This window comes from Bradyrhizobium sp. AUGA SZCCT0169 (genome assembly GCF_018130085.1).
In the GTDB taxonomy this organism is placed as follows: Bacteria; Pseudomonadota; Alphaproteobacteria; order Rhizobiales; family Xanthobacteraceae; genus Bradyrhizobium.
Map to the genome: position 1 here is coordinate 59,732 of NZ_JAFCMC010000015.1, position 16,663 is coordinate 76,394.

A 16,663-nucleotide genomic window follows, 5' to 3' on the forward strand; every position below is an offset into this window, starting at 1 on the left:
TTGCGTAGCTCTACAGTGGCAGGAGCGGGTATTTTACGCCGCAAAGGGCATTGCTCGTCAAGCCTGACTTCGTACGCAGGCGCGTAGGTAGTTCTCACCATAAGCGCGCAAGCATTAATACCTACGCTGAACTGGACGCATTTCGCGCCGCCGCGTGCTACCTATTATCCCCAGCAGGCAAGGCGGATCATCAAAGATGCACCGCTGAAAGCCCAACGAATTGGTGCGTCCCGAACGACAGGAGTAGAGCGGCGTGAATGCGCCAAGTCGAATGAGCAGCAAAAAGATTCTGTTGGCGACGGATCTCAGTGCGCGCTGTGACCGCGCGCTAGGCCGAGCGGCTATGCTTGCAACGCAGTGGCAATCGTCTCTGATCGTCTTGCATGTAGTTGAGGATCGTAAGTCGAGCACCCCGAATGCAGCAGGATTGCCGTCGTGGAGATGCCCGCCCGATCCGTTTGATACGGCCAGAAAAAACCTCCTGGCCGATGTCGACGCACTTCCGGACCTGCCAACCGTGCGGATCGCCGAAGGAAATCCGGTAGAAATCATTCTGTGCAATGCCGACGTTGAGAATTGCGATCTGATTGCGATCGGCATCGGAAGAGACGAGTCGTTCGGCCATTTCATACTGGGCAGGACCGCGGATCGACTGCTTCGTAGGTCTCGGGTGCCGCTCCTTGTTGTCAAGGAGCGTCCTCGCAGGCCTTACAAGAATATTGTTTTCGCTACCGACCTCTCCGCTTCCTCCCGTTATGCCCTGGAAAAAGCCGGACGCCTTTTCTCTGGACAAAGGCTGACAGTCTTTCACGCGTACACCCCAGCGTCTGAATTGATAACTGAACCAGTATCGCATCGGCAATATCGCATGGAAGTCGAGCAGGAGGTGCGGGCGTTTTTGGCAGGAGTGGACAAAACAGCGCCCGGTTGGCAACAGCCTGATGTGCTGATCGAGGATGGCGCACCAAATTTATTGCTGCGTGACTATGTGCGAGACAAGGATGTCGACCTGATAGTGCTTGGTACGCACGGGCGGAGTCCCCTCCTCGAGCTATTTCTTGGGAGCACGGCAAAGGTGATTATGGATGACGTGCCCTGCGATGCTCTCGTCATCCGAGAACCGCGCGAATCGGTCGAGACCTAACAGATCATGCTGTCTGCACGGAACTGCATTCATCGCCCCTGAAATGGCGATGATTATCTACGGTTTTGGAAGCGAACTCCGCCCCTGCAGGCTTATGCTCATGCGCGCCAGATGCGATAGCGTCCGCGCGCCCATCTTCTGCAGCACAGCTGCGCGATGATGCTCGGCCGTCCGCGTGCTGATCCCGAGTTTTGTAGCGAGCACTTTCGTCGGCATCCCTTCAGCCAGAAGTACCATCACTTCCTGTTCGCGGGCCGTGAGCGATCGATACCTGGCTTCGATCGCCGCATATGCTTCTTCCTCGGCAGCGATTTCGCTGACGCGCTGGTGTGCTTCTTCCAGGGTTTGAAGGAGTTCCGCCGGCTCGAACGGCTTCTCAAGAAAGTGCAATGCGCCCGCTCGCATGGCCTTGACGGCAAGCGGCACATCGCCATGGCCAGTGATCATCACCACCACAGGGCACATCGGCCCTTGTTGCAATTGACGCACGAGATCCAGCCCGCTCATACCCGGCAAGCGCAGATCAACCAGTAAGCACAACGGCCTGCTCAGCTTGACTTCCGAGAGGAACTCTTCGGCCGAGGCATAGGTGCGCGCTTCCATCCCCGCCGTATGCAACAGCACTTTGAGGGCTTCGCAGACATCGGATTCATCGTCGATGACGTGCACGATGCGCTTATCGCCCATGGCCCGCCTCCGGGCTCAAGGGAAGTTCTATCGTGAACCGCGCGCCGCCGTCGGGCCGGCCGCGCTCCCAGTCGATTGTCCCTCCATGCGCGCTGATCAGCTCGCGCGACAGCGCCAGGCCGAGCCCCATACCGCTTGGCTTTGTCGTAACGAACGGCTCGAACAGCTGTTTGGCCACGACATCGGACACGCCTGGTCCGTTGTCCACGACCTCGATCCGTACCCCTTTGTCCAGAGCTGCCACGCGAACGGTGACGCAGCCTGGGAAACGGTCCGCTTCCGCTGCGGCGTCGATGGCGTTGTTGATAACGTTGATCAGGCTTTGCTCGAGTTGAAGCGCGTCAACGGTGACCGGCGGGACCGACGCAGCCTCAAGTCGCACCGATACGCCGTGCGCCCTTGCATCATCCTCGGCCAGCGCCACCACCTTCCGCGTCAGGGCGCCGAGGTCGGTGGGAGCCGGCCTCAGCGTGCCACGCGAGACAAAATCCCGCAGACGCTCGAGGATGTCTTTCGCCTGCCGCAGCTGGCTCGTTGCTTTTTCGAGGGAAGCCGCAATCGGCGCCGGCTCGTCAGGCTTGTCAGCCAGAAGCTGCCGGCCGACGTGAAGGTACATGGCGACGTTCGACAGAGGTTGACTGATTTGGTGCGCCAATGAAACGCCCATCGCACCGGCTGTCGCATGCCTTGTCATACGTACCACCTCAGCATGCTGCTCGCGCAACAGTTCATCCGATCTGCGGCGCTCGTCGACGACGGCGCCGAGCAGCAACCCGTTAAAGGCGAGCGCCAGCACCAGGAGCTGGTATCCCATGAAAGTGCTTGCGGGATAGCCGCCCCAGCTGATGAAGGCCAGCAGGAGCAGATGGACGACACATACGCCGGCTGCCGCTCCCACGAACCCGGCGCGCATCGCGATCCAGCTCACCGGGAGGAACAACAGATAGAACAAATGGTATTCGTTGGCTCCCTCGAAGGAGAAGATCAGCCACAATGCGATCAGCACTCCGGTCAGAAAGGTTCCGAAGTCGATCAGCAGCACGACGGGTCTTGTCTCGCCCAGGCGTTGAACTGACCCGGACGCGGCCATGGCAAGTGGGAGGAGGATGATGACACCGACGGTGTCTCCGACCCAGAGATGCCGCACCGCTTCCCAGTACTGCCTCGCCGGTAGGTCGCCGAACCCTACGAGAAAGCCGCAATAGAGACAGGCTATGACGAATGTCCCTGCCGGCACCGTCACCAGCAGCGCAATCACATTGCGCAAATCAGGCCGTCTAACCGCAAAGCCGAGGCCTCGCGTGAGACCGGCAGCGAGCGCGGCATAACCGATCGCCACGACTGCGCTCGTGGCGACAATGGAAGCGACGCTCTTGGCTGCCCCGTAGATGAAGAGATCGACCAGCAGCGACGCCAGAAACAGCGCCGGTGCATAGGCGACACCCTTGAGCAGCAACAGGCCAAGACTCAGCGCCTTCGCCGGATTCCACAGCGTGATGCCGAGGGCTTCGAGTTCATGTACGCGCGTGAGCCATTCGAGCCCGAGATAGGCGGCAGTGAAGATGCCACCGATCAGGGCGTACTGCGCCGGCGCCAGTTCGCGCGGCCAGCCGCCACTCCAGCGCAAGCCCGCAATCGCACCACGTGATCTGCGGACGACGTCGCCCAATGCAATTCCTCCGGCGTATTTTCTCGCGCGAGAATGCGCCGCCTCAACTTCGTGCGCAAGCACGTAGGTAGTACTCACCATCCCCCCGTGGGCACTATTCCCTACACAGCAGCGGGCGCATGTCGCGCCGTAGCGTGCTAGGCCTTGTCTCCAGCAGGCACGATCCTCGCGACGGGAACAGTGCCTGTCATCTCAAACCAAACGATAGAAAGCTGCACAGTGATGGCGCTCGACTTTTGTCGACAGGAACTGATGACGGTGCGTTTTTCCGAACGGCTGCGGATGCTGGCCGCTGCGGTATTTGTCTTGCTCCTGTCCGCTCCCGCGCCGCTCCATGCCATGGAGGCGGCAGCGCGCATCGACCTGACGCGGCATCCCGTCGGTTATCTGGCGCTTCTGATATTCTTCGTTGCTTACGGCTTCGTGGCCGTCGAGGAAGTCATTCAACTGCGCAAGTCGAAACCCGTCATGCTGGCGGCGGGCCTCATCTGGGCGCTTCTCGGCGTCGTCTACGCCGCGCATGGCCAGAGCGCCGCGCTCGAAGCCGCCGCCAAGCATGTGATCCTCGACTATGGCGAGCTGATGCTCTTCCTCGTGGTGGCGATCACATATGTGAACACGATGCAGGAGCGGCGCGTATTCGCCGCGGTGAGGGCCAAGCTCGCCAGCAGAAAGCTCTCGTACCGGCAGCTCTTCTGGCTGATCGGAGGGCTTGCCTTTGTCTTCGGCCCCATCATCGACAACCTGACCACGGCGCTCGTCATGGGCGCCGTGGTGGTGGCGGTCGGGGTCGGCAGCTACCAGTTCATCGTTATGGGCTGCATCATCATCGTGGTGGCCGCCAATGCCGGCGGCGTCATCTCGCCGTTCGGCGACATCACCTCGCTGATGGTCTGGCAGAAAGGCAAGCTGGAATTCCTGGAGTTCTTCCACCTCTTCCTCCCGGCGCTGGTGAACTTCCTCGTGCCGGCGGCGTTCATGCATTTCAGCGTGCCGAAAGGAATGCCGGAGCCGGTAAGCGAAACGAGGAGACTCAAGCACGGCGCGGGCGTTGTGGTCGGGCTGTTCGCGGCCACCATCGCGACCGCCGTTTCGTTCAAGACCTTTTTCAGTTTGCCGCCCGCGCTGGGGATGATGCTGGGTCTCGGATACCTGCAAATGTACAGCTACATCCTCCAGCAGGTCGGTCGTCGCCGTGACGACCAGGACATGGCGTTCGACTCCTTGCGGGAGATCAGGCGCCTGGAGTGGGATACGCTGCTGTTCTTCTTCGGCGTCATCTTCGCCGTCGCCGGACTAGGCGTCGCAGGCTACCTCGCGCAGTTGTCGAATTATCTCTATGGCGACCTCGGGCCGACTGCCGCCAACATCGCGATCGGCGTGCTGGGCGCGGCGTTCGACAACATCCCGCTGATGTTCGCGGTGCTCACCATGAACCCGGATATGTCGAGCGGCCAGTGGATGCTCGTCACGCTAAGCACCGGTGTCGGGGGAAGCCTCGTGTCCATCGGCACGGCGGCGGGCGTCGCGCTGATGGGGCTGCTGCGCAATCACTACACGTTTATCAACCATCTTCGATGGAGCTGGGCCATCGCGCTCGGCTACGTTGCAAGTATCCTGACCCATCTGTGGATCAACGCCGCGCTCATGTGACCTAGATCAAGGTTTCGCTCATAGCAGAACGTTTATTGAACGCCATGGATCGTCACACCCTGTATGACCGTTTTCTCGACCGTTTACGCCCGACACTTGTTCATTTGGGCGAGGCTAGTCCCGGAGAGGTCGTCCACTCGTAGAAGCAGCGGTACCAGCTATATGCACCGGCATGCGGAATCATACCGGCTCGTCAAACATAAACGCTGGTTTATGTTTTACACCTATGCGCGATCTGCCTTGGCTAGCTGGTTCAAAAACTCCCAAAGGAAGGATGCCGACAGGCAAGCTGCGTATTCTTGATAGTCATCGCTCTTCTTATCGTCGCCAAAATCTGAAATAGCTTTGGCTGCCATTCCCACGGGGCGTGGGCGGCTGGCGACGTGGCAGGCATACAAAACGGAATACACCTCCATATCTACAGCTTTGAGATCCTTGTGATGGTCGACGATCTTCTCTACTGCGGCGCGGCTTTGAAGAACCGCTGCACCGGACGCGAAGGCCCCTATGTGAATTGCCGGTAAGCTTTCTGGCTTATTTCCAACGAACGTCTTGGCGGCTTCTTGCAAAAAAGGACGCGTTCGCAGATCAGAGGCGATTGCCCGAAGACTTTCGTCCAGTCTCATTTGATACTGAGCAGGATGAAAGAATTCCACTCCGTCAGTGCCAAGCTTAGTCTTTCCACTACCCCAATCCCATGATGGGTCGGCCACGACAACATCACCAAGCCCAACTCTATCGCGAACTCCCGCACAAATGCCAACCATAACCACGTACTTGGGCCGAAAGGCATTAATTGCTTTTGTGGCAGTCACTGCCGCGCTTGCAAGCCCTTTATCCGGAGATGAAACGCACACAACTCGCAGCTCTCCGCCTTCGGTCTTAAACAGGGCCTCCATATACCGTAGGTCGTCGAATCGAACTTTCGTTTCCGACCAATCCAGGGGCAACGATAAAACCGAACTCAGTTCGGGCTTCTGCAAAGCTGCCAGGATCACGACATCTGATCGGTATGTCACACCGTCATTCATATATGGCGGTACAATTTGGTCTAGGATCAACCCAATCGTTGCAGAAAGTTTCGGACGCCAAGCGTTATCTGAAAAGCTGAACGGAATAACCGTCCACATAAGATTGTCGAATTCTGCTTGAGCTAGCTCTAACGAATCGCCATGGACCGTCGTGCCGATAATATACGGGGGACGATGCTCTTTTCCACGCCCTTTCAGCCAACGAAGTACCTCTAGACCGCCGCCAGGTTCAGGTTGCTTGTCGGCGCGCTTGGGCAGATGAATATCTAGAATAAGAAGGTCATAGCCCTTCGCGGCCAACTTCCGTTTTGCGTCAGCCGCATCTGTTGACGTGTCTAGTTCTTGTTCATTCAATGAAGGAATCTGAAGTATTACATCCGCTATACTAGTTCGCTTGTGGGCATCATCTTCAACTAGCAGAATATTAATCATTGCTGAGCTCCAACGCTCTCTTCAGAAGAGCACTGAGCTGTCTCTCCCACTTCGTGCTAGTTTGACTGAAAAATACTGCTCCGAGAAAGATGTCAGGGAATTCCTCGGCGCATTTCGTTTGAAGTTCGTCAAAGGTGAACTTTGTATCTCCCGTACCAAACCCCCCAAGAGCGCTCACGACAATGACCTTAGAAACAATCTTCTTCCGGCGCATCTTGCGTAGGATATCGTACCCGCCCAGTGGCCTAGGGCGTCCCAATCTCGTAGCGGTTGCGGAGCTGTAAGTTGGTAGCGTCATATCCAACAAAACTACGTCAAAATGTTCCGTTTCGATCCGATAGAGCCCATTGTGATAAGACTTTTCTAATTTCGGAATTGCCTTCGGATATGCAGCTTTCAAGAATCCCAGCAATCGATCACTCTTGAGTCTATCGTCTTCAATAACTAAGATTTCCATAGTCATGCTCGAATCGCGAAAGCAACGACGAACTGGTTATTACGCATATCAATCTCGAGTTTTGTCCCTGGCAGACCCTCGTGTGAAAGTACCCTCTCGATCTCACGAAATCCTGTTCCTCTACCGCTGCGGGTCAAGCTCGACGACCTCTTCTCCGAGAGCGCGTCACTAACTGCTTTCATAATTCGAACGGGATCATGGTCCGACGGCAAGGCATTAGCGACACAAAATTTAAATCCGCCCTGCACCGCTTGGCAGTAAACCTGGGTCCTGGGAGCTCGTCCCTTCTCCGCTCCGTGCTCCACCGCATTCCGGAAGCAATTTCGTAGAATGTCCAGCAATCCACTGAAGGCCGTCCCTCGAATAGAAAGAGGACCGTCAGATAAGATTTCAGGCGCAATCGGGTCGCTAGGAAAACGACTATTGGTGAGCCGAGCCGCCACTTGGACAGCGGTTTCAACAGCAAATGGTTTGACAGCGGCTGTTCCAGCTCGCCTAAACCAAGCGAGTACCCTTTCTAACGAGTTCTGAAAATCAGTTAAGGACATCGTGATCGCATCTTCGATACGACTCGTGTCAGCACCTTTGGCGACGGTTGCTAAGTTCGCTCTTAGATTCTCCGCTGCCAACAGTATTCTACGTCTGAAGCCGCCCTCTATTTCTCTCTTAACTTTGACCAAGGCGTCATCAACTTTACGCCATAGATGGTGAATTATTTTATCTGCAAATTCCTCGGATTCAGTCACCGACTGCACCTGAGCTCTCAACTCAACGACATCGCGAACGTTGGGTGTGAAGTCAAAAATTCCATTGGGTGTATCTTTACTAACGATTCTTATTCGTTTGTCTTTGAGCTCCTTGATTGCGTCACCTACGCGTCGAGAGAAACGATTCACGGCGGCTCGTACGGCGACGTAATCCGAGTGAGAGAGCCGGAGACGAGAGCGCCACACAGCATCAAAATCGGCGTCGGACGGTGACGGAAACAATAGATTTTGTCGCGTGAAGCTCGAACGCAGCTCCCCCTCCAAAGAGCCGTGCAAAATCCTTGTTGTAAGGTACGTCTTTAGTCCGTGATCTGGATTGAAAATGAACGCGTCACCGACGAGACCATATAGCGCGTAGAGCAAATCCTCCTCTTCGGTGGCCGGCAGGATCACCGTGCTAAATTCTTGGCCAGAACTTTTCAATATCTTGCGCAAGATGCTTTCGATATGCACCATTTCTGCCTGAAGATCGGGCGAATCGATGAGTCGTCGGTAGCGCGCGACAATATCGCTCAGTTCTACCTCGATGGATTGCTTAACGCCTAATTCATTTACGTAGATTCGGCTGCGGTCGAATTGATCCGTTAGTTGCGCTACCTCACGCTCTTGCGTAAGCGAGACAATTTCGTCTGACAGCATACCGCTTAACTCTGGGCATCGCTCAATCAACCCTGTGAGGACTTTTAGCCGCTCGGCCTCGATCTCCTCATAATTGTTCAACTGGGTGCCGTCTTCTAGACGACGAATGGTCGCTACTTCTCTCAGGAAATAGATCCACCGTTGCCTGTTCATCTCGGGTGCGACGACGTTATCTAGAAGTTCCGATGGTGCCAGTACTCCATAGTATTCCAACACGTCTTCGAACGCGTCCGACAGGTCACCATCATACTTAGGAGAGACGTGCTGCAGATAGATATGCAACGCTATTGAACGATTTAGACAACTCTCATCTAATCCGGTATTTTCCTTGGCCCAGACGGCGACTTCTTCGAGCGGGAAAACAAGATAGGAACGATAGTCCGTGAGATACGCACTTGTCAGCACCTGCAGCGCCAAGCTTAAATCATCATTCGCCCTAGCCGCGGCATAGATCAGCCTAACCGCGCGTAATTTTTCGTACCCTTTTGCTCCCTCTCGATAGGATTCATAAAACGATATGGCGTCTGCGAACTTGCCCCTATTAAATGCTAGGTGACCCCGAAACGCTGCGCGGCTGGTCTCACAAAGGTCGGCATTCTCTAAATGCGATGCTGATTCAATCGAGGGATAGACAACCGATTTCGTAATTCCAAAGAAGATTGATTGATTGCTAATCTTCGTCGCCACTGCTTCCATTGTCTTATCATTAAGCTGCTTGAAAATTGGCAACTGTTCAGGATCTGATAGTGGACTTGCGAGAGCCCATAGCGCTTCATTCTCGGTCGATGAGGATGAGATAATCCGATCGCCTTCCTTGTCGAGGAATGAGACAATCGAACGGCTGATCGGAGACCTTCGATAGATCAGCGCAAGTTTTTGAAGCGCGAAACGACTTTCATGATAGCTTTCGTTGAGGCTGAGCACATCTTCGAGCTGTTTCAATAGTTGGTTTTGGAAGCCAAAGTCCTGAGCCAGCCTTATCGGATTGTTCGAGATAACTCCGATCTTCGCCGCGGCTTCATGTAGAGAAAACTCAGTCGGATGCTCTGTGATGGCGGCAAGTAAAGCCTTGCTGGCTCCTGGCAAATCGCTGGAAATCATCGCATCGATGCCAGGCCGTATCAGATCCAGCCCAGTCTCCCTCACGAAGCTGCCGTCGAAGACCGTGAGAAGATTCTGAACACGACGATCAGACACTGCAGACAGTTGCTTCAGTGCTGTGTGGATGTATTCGACATCCTCCGGCGAGGACGCCCTTATATATGCAAGCGAGCTCATCTCAACGAATGTTTCGAATCGATCGATTATAGACGAGTTTTCTTCGAGAGAAACACATTGCCACGGATGGTCGACCGACGAATAGTCGAAGGCACTGATCTGGTAGCGATAGTATTCAATCGCGTCTTGGGGAAGATTGAATGTCTCCTGGCGGCTCCACTCCCTCTTCACTTCGGCGAGTGAGACGTTCTCATCAGCGGTGAAACCAAAGAGATATGCGAGGTATGCCGTAGGCCCACTGATACCCTTGACACTAATAAGCTCCTGCAAGAATCGCTTTTGCGCCGACGTTCCTTCGTAAGTTTGTAAAGCCGCGAGTTTTGACGAGATAAGCCACAGGGAGAAGCCGTGCCTATTTTGAATTTGATCCAGGACGGCGAGCGCGTCGACGTATCTTGAGGAAGCAAGGGTCGAATAGTATTGATCGCGAAGAACAATGAACTCATTTATCTCAGGTACGAAAAGCGCTAAAATACTAGCGGTCCAACTTGCTTCGACGCGATCGCTGGCCGTGGGCAGAGGCCGCTTCTGTTTGAGTTGTTGGATCGTTTTTGGAAAAGGATTTCTAACGACAACGTTACGATAGATTGATCTCGACGCCGTTTCGCCAACTATTCCGGCTATTGACGCCGGGGCTAGCTTTTTACGAGCCGTTTGTAACCCTGAAAGAAGCTTTCCCCTACTGTGGAGAGCGCGCCTGAATGTTTCGTAGTTGAAGATTGTCTCTTCGTTCTCATCCTGCTTGCCGTTACTCTTCGAATTCATCGCGGCTCAATCGGCTTGGTGTAAAAACTACTCAGGCGAATCTCGTTTCCGGAGCACTCTACACTGAGGCGTTTAGTCAGGAAACCTCGCCTTTTGGGCGAGCGAGCCGTTGTCGGACCTCCTCAAATAGATGATCCTACCCTTTATGTGCAAGTAAGGGGCGGTCGTGGGGAAATTCATCGCTTATTTTAGAGTATCGACCGAACGCCAAGGCAAGTCAGGCCTTGGCTTGGCCGCTCAACATCGCAAGATATCTGACTTCGTAGCGGGGTCCGGGACGTTGATCGCTGAGTTCTGCGACGTTCAATCTGGCAAAGACGATTCGCGCGTTGAGCTGCAGCGAGCAATACAGCTAGCGAAGAGCGAGAGTGCCAAGATCGTCATCGCGCGTCTTGATCGCTTCTCCCGGCGTGTCAGCTTCATCGCCAACATCCTTGAGCAAGGAATCGGCTTGGTATGCGCTGAAATGCCCAATGCGACCGATTTTCAGCTGCATATATTCGCTGCTCTTGCCCAGGAAGAGCGCCGGCTGATCTCCGAGCGAACGAAAGCTGCATTGGCTGAAGCGAAACGTCGAGGCAAACTCCTTGGCACAAATGGACGGTATTTGGCCGCGAAGAATCGCAGGGCGGCTGACGAATTTGCAGCATCACTCAGGGCAAAATTGGATGCGGACTTAATGGGGCGATCTTATAGCGAGATTGCGCGGCAATTGAATGATGCAGGAATTGCGACAGTGACTGGGCGGAAATTCCACCCGCAAACGGTCAAGAATTACCTGACCCGGCAGCGCGGGTTTCCCGATGGGGGAATTTAAGATCTCTGAGTGACCCGTTCGGGACTCTTTATTTCTCTCAGAGCCCGCCCAGCGTTTCTTCATCGAGTGGCAGGTCAATCAACTGACCTAATTGCACCAATTTTTTCGCCGTGGACAAGATGTCGGGCCGCACGCGTATTGTTCCGCTAGCCCTTCAGCAATCAAGGCCGACCCTACGTCTTGGCCCCGCGCTTTCAGTATCGCGCATGACCTGCCAAAATTACACCGGTCTGTGCCTTCTGTTCCCGGCTGACAAGCGCACCGCACGGGCTCAAGCTCCAAGCCTCCAGCGGCAATAAGCTGACTAAGCCGTTGCGTGGCTTTGGTAGCTAGCGTTCTCTCTTGTTCGCAACTTGCGCCAAGACCGGCTTCAGGCGTGTTGAAACCAACAAGGCGATAAACCTTTCCACCGCTGCGGATGGTGTCACCATCGATGACAGCTATAGACACAGAGATGGGTCGTAGCGATGAGGTATTCCTCACTATCGATGCGGCGAAGTAGAGAATCGCTCCAAGCAGAGCAATTAAGAATAGGCTTGTGATCTTGAGGGCTTGGCTTCTGAAAAAGCTGCGGCGTGTCAGCCTGAGAAATCGTGGCGAAAGCGAATAGTATACAGGTCGTTTAGCGGTTTCGCCGCTAGCCGCGCGAGTCCCACGGCAAGCGGGATATCGCGAACATCCCCAAAATGGACTTCCGGAATTACGCCCTCGTCGCGCGGTGCGTAATACCATTGAGGAACTGCATAAGGGGCAATCCATTTCCCGCCTCCACTAACTGCTAATCTAGCAGAGATTCAGAGCCACCTTTGATCGCAGGCATGCAGGAGTTCGGCGCTACGCTATCCACGCTCGTGCAACCATCCAAGCTCCCTGAGCGTAGGTGCGCTCATGAAAGGCCGCAGTCGCCGCTTTTCAAGGACATCCGCCAGCGCAGCCCAACAGGGTCATTCGGAGACGGCGTTTTTATCAATTGTCTGCCTTGGATCGTGTCGCTCAATGAAGCCGCCCTTGGCTGTAATCTGCTGCTGATACATTAGTGGGTCATTGTCGTCCGGAAACACGATGCGAACGCGGCTATCTCGAAATCCCACAGCGAAATAGCGGCGCTCTTGATCTGGTCGCTTACCGCGCTGTTCAATGTATTCGACGACGTCTTTTGCGTCTTCGCCGAATAAGCGACGGGTGTCCTCGACTATTTTAGCGATCTTTGGCTGCTCTCCCTCGGGAGCGACAACAAGGGTTTCGATCACCGACTTCAGATGTGCGGATACTTTGGCTCGAAGCTCGAATAGATCGGAGGCGTCAGAGCTTTGGAGCCGTTTCACGAGGGTATGGATTTGATCCTTGCTCTCGTTGATCCTGACATGTAGGGAATGCAGTTGCTCCAACCTTTGTCGTTTCTCAGCAATGACCTGAATAAGTCCCCGTCGACGTTGTTCAAGTTCGCGCAGCTTTGAAGCGATAAATTCCGGCGGGCCGCCAGCCTCCAACAGCGCGTACGTCTTGTCCATCAGCGACGTGACATTTCCGAGCTCACCCTCAAGAGCGGAGAACTCAGATGCTGCTTGGCTACGCTCATCGACGCTATCTCCAGCATCCAGAATGCTCGCGATATCAACTTCGCTGACAAACGCCAGGAAGGATGCCTCGAAATCCGTGTATCGCCAGCGTTTGCCTCGACATCCAAGCCGCCTTTTGGCCTTGGTGCACACGAGATATCGACCGCCTTTAGGTCCTCTCCCCTTGTTGTCGTAAGTCATAGCAGCGCCACAGTATGCGCAGGTCGCCAAGCCAGAGAACAAGTTGCTGAAGGCGGCACCCTTTCGACCGGCACCATTTAACTGTCTTTGGGTTTTCGCCTGATGAGCACGATAGAACAGCTGCTCATCGATGATTACGGGGAAGTAGCCTTTGACGGGCTCACCCTCGAGAATCCGCTTACCGTTTCGACGCATTCCGGGTTGGAACTCGCCTATGACGGCTCGGTTCGCGAGAATTTTTGCGATGTATGATTGGTGCCAGCCATCTGATTGATTGAAGGTCGGCGTATTAGACTCGTTCAAGCGATGAGCGATCTTATAGATGCCAATGCCGTCCGCGCTGTCCTTGAAGATTTGCTGGACCACCGCAATACGGTCGGGGATTTTTTTATAGCCACTTCGATCGTCGGCGAGTTCTAGCCAGGCCGGACACCACCTCGTCATCGGCTTGAGTGAGCCAGCGGAATCTCGCTTGTTCTTCCATGCGGCAGATAGGCGCAGGCTTTTCGTCTGCGATTCCTCATGGGCTCGACTCATAATGACGAGGGAGACAATCAGGTCGCCCAGGTCATTGGTTCCCGCCCGGTAGACCCGTCCATCAGTCAACGTGACGAGGTTGATCCCGGCTTGGATGATGCTGAGAAAGAGGGATTGCGCAGTGAGAAGCTGCTGGCGGCTGAGACGGTCCAGAGACTCCACGATCAAGTACGAGCCCGGCTCGATCAAACCCGCCCGTATGGCCTCCAAAAACCGGCCTAGAGCACCATCGCGAACGTTCGCTCCCTTGAAGGCAGAGACCCCGATGTCCTCAAGTTCCGAACCTTCGGCCAGCTCCAGACCATTAGCCTCCGCATAGGCTCGAGAGGCCTCTAACTGGCGATTCCTGCCATGGCCCTTCTGCTGTAGATCAGTGGAAATTCTTAGGTAGGAATACGCTTGGGGTTTCAATGGGTTGTCGACCTTTAACAAATTGGCGGTAACGGCCGATATTAGAAGGTGGGTGAATAGTCAACACCTTCGCAAACGCCGGCAGCCCGGGCGCGACCTGCACCTGCACGTCGACCGCGCGGGCCTCGATCCCCTCAAAAGCGACGGTAGAAACGCGTTGGACCATGCCGACCCCATGCTTCTACCGAGGGTAGCGGAACCAGGTGAGATGTGCAAGAACATTACGGGAACAACAGGGATCGTGGAGCTCGCCGTTTTGCGGCAAACTCTCGTTTTGGTGATGTGTATATATATGCATTCTTTGCTGGATTCTTTGACGTTCGGGTGTGTATAAATACACCATGAAGTCGCAAGACATCATAAAAGCCCTGATGTCGGATGGTTGGACGCAGGTCGCCAAGAAGGGCAGCCACGCCCAGTTCAAGCATCCGACAAAGCCGGGCCGCGTGACAGTCCCGCACCCAAAGAAAGACATCCCTATTGGGACACTTAGGAGCATCGAGAAGCAGGCCAACCTAAAGCTTACTTGAATACCTGAGTTCGAATGTGACTAGAGCCGAGCGGCTCTACCTTGAGAGCCAGTGCTCACCCTGCAGGAGCAGACCAATGCGGCAGTTCATTGCCCTCATCCATAAGGATGCTGATAGCGATTACGGCGTATCGTTCCCCGACCTTCCAGGCGTCATCAGCGCTGGGAGCACGCTAGACGAAGCGCGAACGATGGCGGCTGAAGCGCTCGCCTTTCATCTTGAGGGCCTGGCAGAGGATGGCGAAGCTGTACCTGAGCCCTCTTCGCTGGAAGAGATAATGGCCAACCGGGAAAATAAGGACGGCGTAGCTGTTCTAATCCAAGCGCCAGCCGCGAACGTGAAAAGCGTGCGCATCAACATTACACTGCCAGCGGACGTGCTTGAGCAAATTGACCAGTACGCGGAACGAGAAGGATTCACACGGTCGGGATTTCTAGCCCAGGCCGCAAAGAAAGTGATGGCTGCATAATTGCCAGGGAGGCGGCACGCGTGACAGGCCCCCGTGGCTCTGAAGGAAAGCCGCCCCTCAATTCAGCTTACTCGCCGCAACCACGGCCACATTCGCCGCCGGCTGCTCCAGCATCTTCAGCGCGGCATCGAGGCCATTGCGCAGATTGACGGCGGCGTTCTGGCTGCAGCGCAGGCGGCCTGAGGAGATGAATTTTATCTCGGTCGAACCATCAGTTTTCGGAATGAGAATTCGGGTGGCGAGTTCGATCTCGACCGAGCCGTTCATGGTGCCGTAGGCGCCGACGATGTCGAAATAGATCAGCGGGGCGGCGGCGCCGGTGTCTTCATAGACGAGGTCGCCCGGCTTGGGGTTCGGTTGGTCGGTCAAGGGGCTCTCCTAGATAGCGTCAGGGTCAGGATTCGCTGAACCTTGCTTACGCCAGTCTGGGGTCGATCCCTAGTGCCGGGTCAGCCCGGCGGTATTCGGGGCCAGCACGGCCGGCCCCGAACAATTGCAGCTCAAAGGTTCATCACCATCGCCGACGGATAGTAATGGAAGCCTTCGCTGGTCTTGCCGATGTGGCCAAAGCCGGGCCAGGCGAAGTGATAGGACATGACCGGGGTCTTGTTGGCAGCGATCATGTCGAGCAGTTTCACGCGCGTGTCCGCCGCCTGCTTCGGATCCGAGTCGTAGGAGAACTGCATCCGCGGCTTCTCCAGCAGCAGTATCGGGTGGTGGGTGAGGTCGCCGAGGAAGGCAAAGGATTTGCCTTTCGAGCTCACCATGAAGATGGTGTGGCCCACGGTGTGGCCGGGCGCCGCGATCGCGGTCACGCCGGGCAGGAATTCCTGGTTGTCCTTGATGAAGACGATGCGGTCGCGTACCGGCATCAAATTTTTGCGGGCGTGAATCACGAAATCCTTCAGCGGACTGCCGAGTTTGCCTTCATCGGTCCAGAAATCGAAATCGCTCTGGGTGATGTAGACCTGCGCGTTGGGGAATAGCGGCTTGTCGTCGGCACCGACCAAACCGCCGATGTGGTCGATATGCGCGTGCGAGCACACTACGGCGTCGATATCGCCGGGCTTGATGCCGGCTTCCGCCATGCTCTTCTGCTGGCGGCCGGTGGTCGGCCCGAACGCTTTCGAAGTGCCCATGCCGGTGTCGAACAGGATCAGCTTGTCGCCGGTGTTCACGATCGGCGAGTTCTGCTCGAGCACGACATTTTCGGGGTCGAGGAAGTTGTCGGTCAGCATCTTCTTCACTTCGTCGTCGGAGACGCCGACGAAGGTGCCCTTTGGCGGGCCGAGCGGCAGCGGGCCGTCGGAGACCACGGTTACCTCGGCGTCACCGAGAACGAAGCGATGCCAGTAGGGCGTCTGCGTGCCGAGCTTCGGCGCTTTCGCCAGCGCGCTGCCGCCGAGCATGGTTGAGGCACCAAACCCTGCGCCGAGGGCAAGCAGGGACCGTCGCGATACGTCCATCGTCATGGGTCTTCCTCCATTGTTTTTATAGAATTTGGATTTGTCGCCCGGACAGATTCATCCGCGGCGACAAGCTGCTCCCGCGCCCTGAAATTGGCAAGTAGGATTAGACGCCTAACAGGCGTGCAGGTGAGATGTGCCGGCGCAAAAC

Annotated in this window: 14 protein-coding genes and 1 pseudogene; 5 read left to right on the top strand and 10 right to left on the bottom strand. The window is 55.6% G+C overall.

Features of this window, described 5'->3' with window-relative positions; genetic code table 11:
• Positions 1–271 precede the first annotated feature (271 nt).
• Positions 272–1,144, top strand: a complete 873-nt coding sequence (locus tag JQ609_RS18680) for a universal stress protein (protein WP_212274479.1) — start codon at positions 272–274, stop codon at positions 1,142–1,144.
• A 57-nt stretch (positions 1,145–1,201) separates the two neighbouring features.
• Here the strand turns inward: JQ609_RS18680 and JQ609_RS18685 are convergent, their stop codons facing one another.
• Both JQ609_RS18685 and JQ609_RS18690 read right to left on the bottom strand, forming a co-directional pair.
• Positions 1,202–1,831, bottom strand: a complete 630-nt coding sequence (locus tag JQ609_RS18685) for a response regulator transcription factor (protein WP_212274480.1) — start codon at positions 1,829–1,831, stop codon at positions 1,202–1,204.
• Positions 1,821–3,500 (bottom strand): ATP-binding protein, encoded by a 1,680-nt coding sequence (locus JQ609_RS18690; protein ID WP_212274481.1) that lies wholly within the window; start codon positions 3,498–3,500, stop codon positions 1,821–1,823. Before JQ609_RS18690 ends, JQ609_RS18685 begins: the two co-directional genes overlap by 11 nt.
• 222 nt (positions 3,501–3,722) lie before the next feature.
• Between JQ609_RS18690 and nhaD the strand changes: the two genes are divergently transcribed.
• Positions 3,723–5,153 (top strand): sodium:proton antiporter NhaD, encoded by a 1,431-nt coding sequence (nhaD, locus tag JQ609_RS18695; protein ID WP_249128167.1) that lies wholly within the window; start codon positions 3,723–3,725, stop codon positions 5,151–5,153.
• Positions 5,154–5,377: 224 nt separating this feature from the next.
• On the opposite strand, the gene JQ609_RS18700 is transcribed toward nhaD, so the two are convergent.
• From JQ609_RS18700 to JQ609_RS18710, 3 genes are read right to left on the bottom strand one after another with little or no spacing between them, the layout of a single operon-like run.
• Entirely contained in the window at positions 5,378–6,616 is a 1,239-nt protein-coding gene (locus tag JQ609_RS18700; protein ID WP_212274482.1) for a hypothetical protein, read from the bottom strand.
• Positions 6,609–7,079: a hypothetical protein gene (locus tag JQ609_RS18705; RefSeq protein ID WP_212274483.1), complete on the bottom strand. Its 471-nt coding sequence runs from the start codon at positions 7,077–7,079 to the stop codon at positions 6,609–6,611. Before JQ609_RS18705 ends, JQ609_RS18700 begins: the two co-directional genes overlap by 8 nt.
• Entirely contained in the window at positions 7,076–10,522 is a 3,447-nt protein-coding gene (locus tag JQ609_RS18710; RefSeq protein ID WP_212274484.1) for a hypothetical protein, read from the bottom strand. Before JQ609_RS18710 ends, JQ609_RS18705 begins: the two co-directional genes overlap by 4 nt.
• Before the next feature lie 166 nt (positions 10,523–10,688).
• Between JQ609_RS18710 and JQ609_RS35795 the strand changes: the two genes are divergently transcribed.
• The gene (locus JQ609_RS35795; protein WP_212274485.1) at positions 10,689–11,339 is read left to right on the top strand and encodes a recombinase family protein; all 651 of its coding nucleotides are present in this window, start codon (positions 10,689–10,691) and stop codon (positions 11,337–11,339) included.
• Between the two features lie 87 nt (positions 11,340–11,426).
• Here JQ609_RS35795 and JQ609_RS35915 read toward each other — a convergent pair whose 3' ends face one another.
• The 3 genes and pseudogenes from JQ609_RS35915 to JQ609_RS35920 all read right to left on the bottom strand — a co-directional run.
• Positions 11,427–12,098 carry a topoisomerase DNA-binding C4 zinc finger domain-containing protein gene (locus JQ609_RS35915; RefSeq protein WP_409411188.1) on the bottom strand — a complete coding sequence of 224 codons (672 nt, stop codon included), beginning with the start codon at positions 12,096–12,098 and terminating at the stop codon, positions 11,427–11,429.
• Between the two features lie 185 nt (positions 12,099–12,283).
• Complete coding sequence (locus tag JQ609_RS18725; RefSeq protein WP_212274487.1) at positions 12,284–14,047, bottom strand: recombinase family protein; 1,764 nt, start codon at positions 14,045–14,047, stop codon at positions 12,284–12,286.
• A 64-nt stretch (positions 14,048–14,111) separates the two neighbouring features.
• Positions 14,112–14,213: pseudogene (locus JQ609_RS35920) on the bottom strand (ATP-binding protein); the annotation flags it as partial.
• A 175-nt stretch (positions 14,214–14,388) separates the two neighbouring features.
• Here JQ609_RS35920 and JQ609_RS18730 point away from each other — a divergent pair.
• Both JQ609_RS18730 and JQ609_RS18735 read left to right on the top strand, forming a co-directional pair.
• Complete coding sequence (locus JQ609_RS18730) at positions 14,389–14,577, top strand: type II toxin-antitoxin system HicA family toxin (protein ID WP_212274488.1); 189 nt, start codon at positions 14,389–14,391, stop codon at positions 14,575–14,577.
• Between the two features lie 76 nt (positions 14,578–14,653).
• A complete protein-coding gene (locus JQ609_RS18735; protein WP_212207576.1) occupies positions 14,654–15,046 on the top strand; it encodes a type II toxin-antitoxin system HicB family antitoxin in 393 nt (130 codons plus the stop codon).
• A 57-nt stretch (positions 15,047–15,103) separates the two neighbouring features.
• Here the strand turns inward: JQ609_RS18735 and JQ609_RS18740 are convergent, their stop codons facing one another.
• The gene (locus JQ609_RS18740; protein WP_212274489.1) at positions 15,104–15,415 is read right to left on the bottom strand and encodes a hypothetical protein; all 312 of its coding nucleotides are present in this window, start codon (positions 15,413–15,415) and stop codon (positions 15,104–15,106) included.
• 131 nt (positions 15,416–15,546) lie between these two features.
• Positions 15,547–16,518 carry an MBL fold metallo-hydrolase gene (locus JQ609_RS18745; RefSeq protein WP_212274490.1) on the bottom strand — a complete coding sequence of 324 codons (972 nt, stop codon included), beginning with the start codon at positions 16,516–16,518 and terminating at the stop codon, positions 15,547–15,549.
• Between the last annotated feature and the right edge of the window lie 145 nt (positions 16,519–16,663).

Coding starts and splice junctions, on each gene's coding strand:
- JQ609_RS18745 (WP_212274490.1), bottom strand. CDS start 16,518: ATGACGATGGACGTATCGCGACGGTCCCTGCTTGCCCTCGGCGCAGGG.
- JQ609_RS18700 (WP_212274482.1), bottom strand. CDS start 6,616: ATGATTAATATTCTGCTAGTTGAAGATGATGCCCACAAGCGAACTAGT.
- nhaD (WP_249128167.1), top strand. CDS start 3,723: ATGGCGCTCGACTTTTGTCGACAGGAACTGATGACGGTGCGTTTTTCC.
- JQ609_RS18735 (WP_212207576.1), top strand. CDS start 14,654: ATGCGGCAGTTCATTGCCCTCATCCATAAGGATGCTGATAGCGATTAC.
- JQ609_RS18685 (WP_212274480.1), bottom strand. CDS start 1,831: ATGGGCGATAAGCGCATCGTGCACGTCATCGACGATGAATCCGATGTC.
- JQ609_RS18680 (WP_212274479.1), top strand. CDS start 272: ATGAGCAGCAAAAAGATTCTGTTGGCGACGGATCTCAGTGCGCGCTGT.
- JQ609_RS18730 (WP_212274488.1), top strand. CDS start 14,389: ATGAAGTCGCAAGACATCATAAAAGCCCTGATGTCGGATGGTTGGACG.
- JQ609_RS18705 (WP_212274483.1), bottom strand. CDS start 7,079: ATGACTATGGAAATCTTAGTTATTGAAGACGATAGACTCAAGAGTGAT.
- JQ609_RS35915 (WP_409411188.1), bottom strand. CDS start 12,098: ATGGATTGCCCCTTATGCAGTTCCTCAATGGTATTACGCACCGCGCGA.
- JQ609_RS18710 (WP_212274484.1), bottom strand. CDS start 10,522: ATGAATTCGAAGAGTAACGGCAAGCAGGATGAGAACGAAGAGACAATC.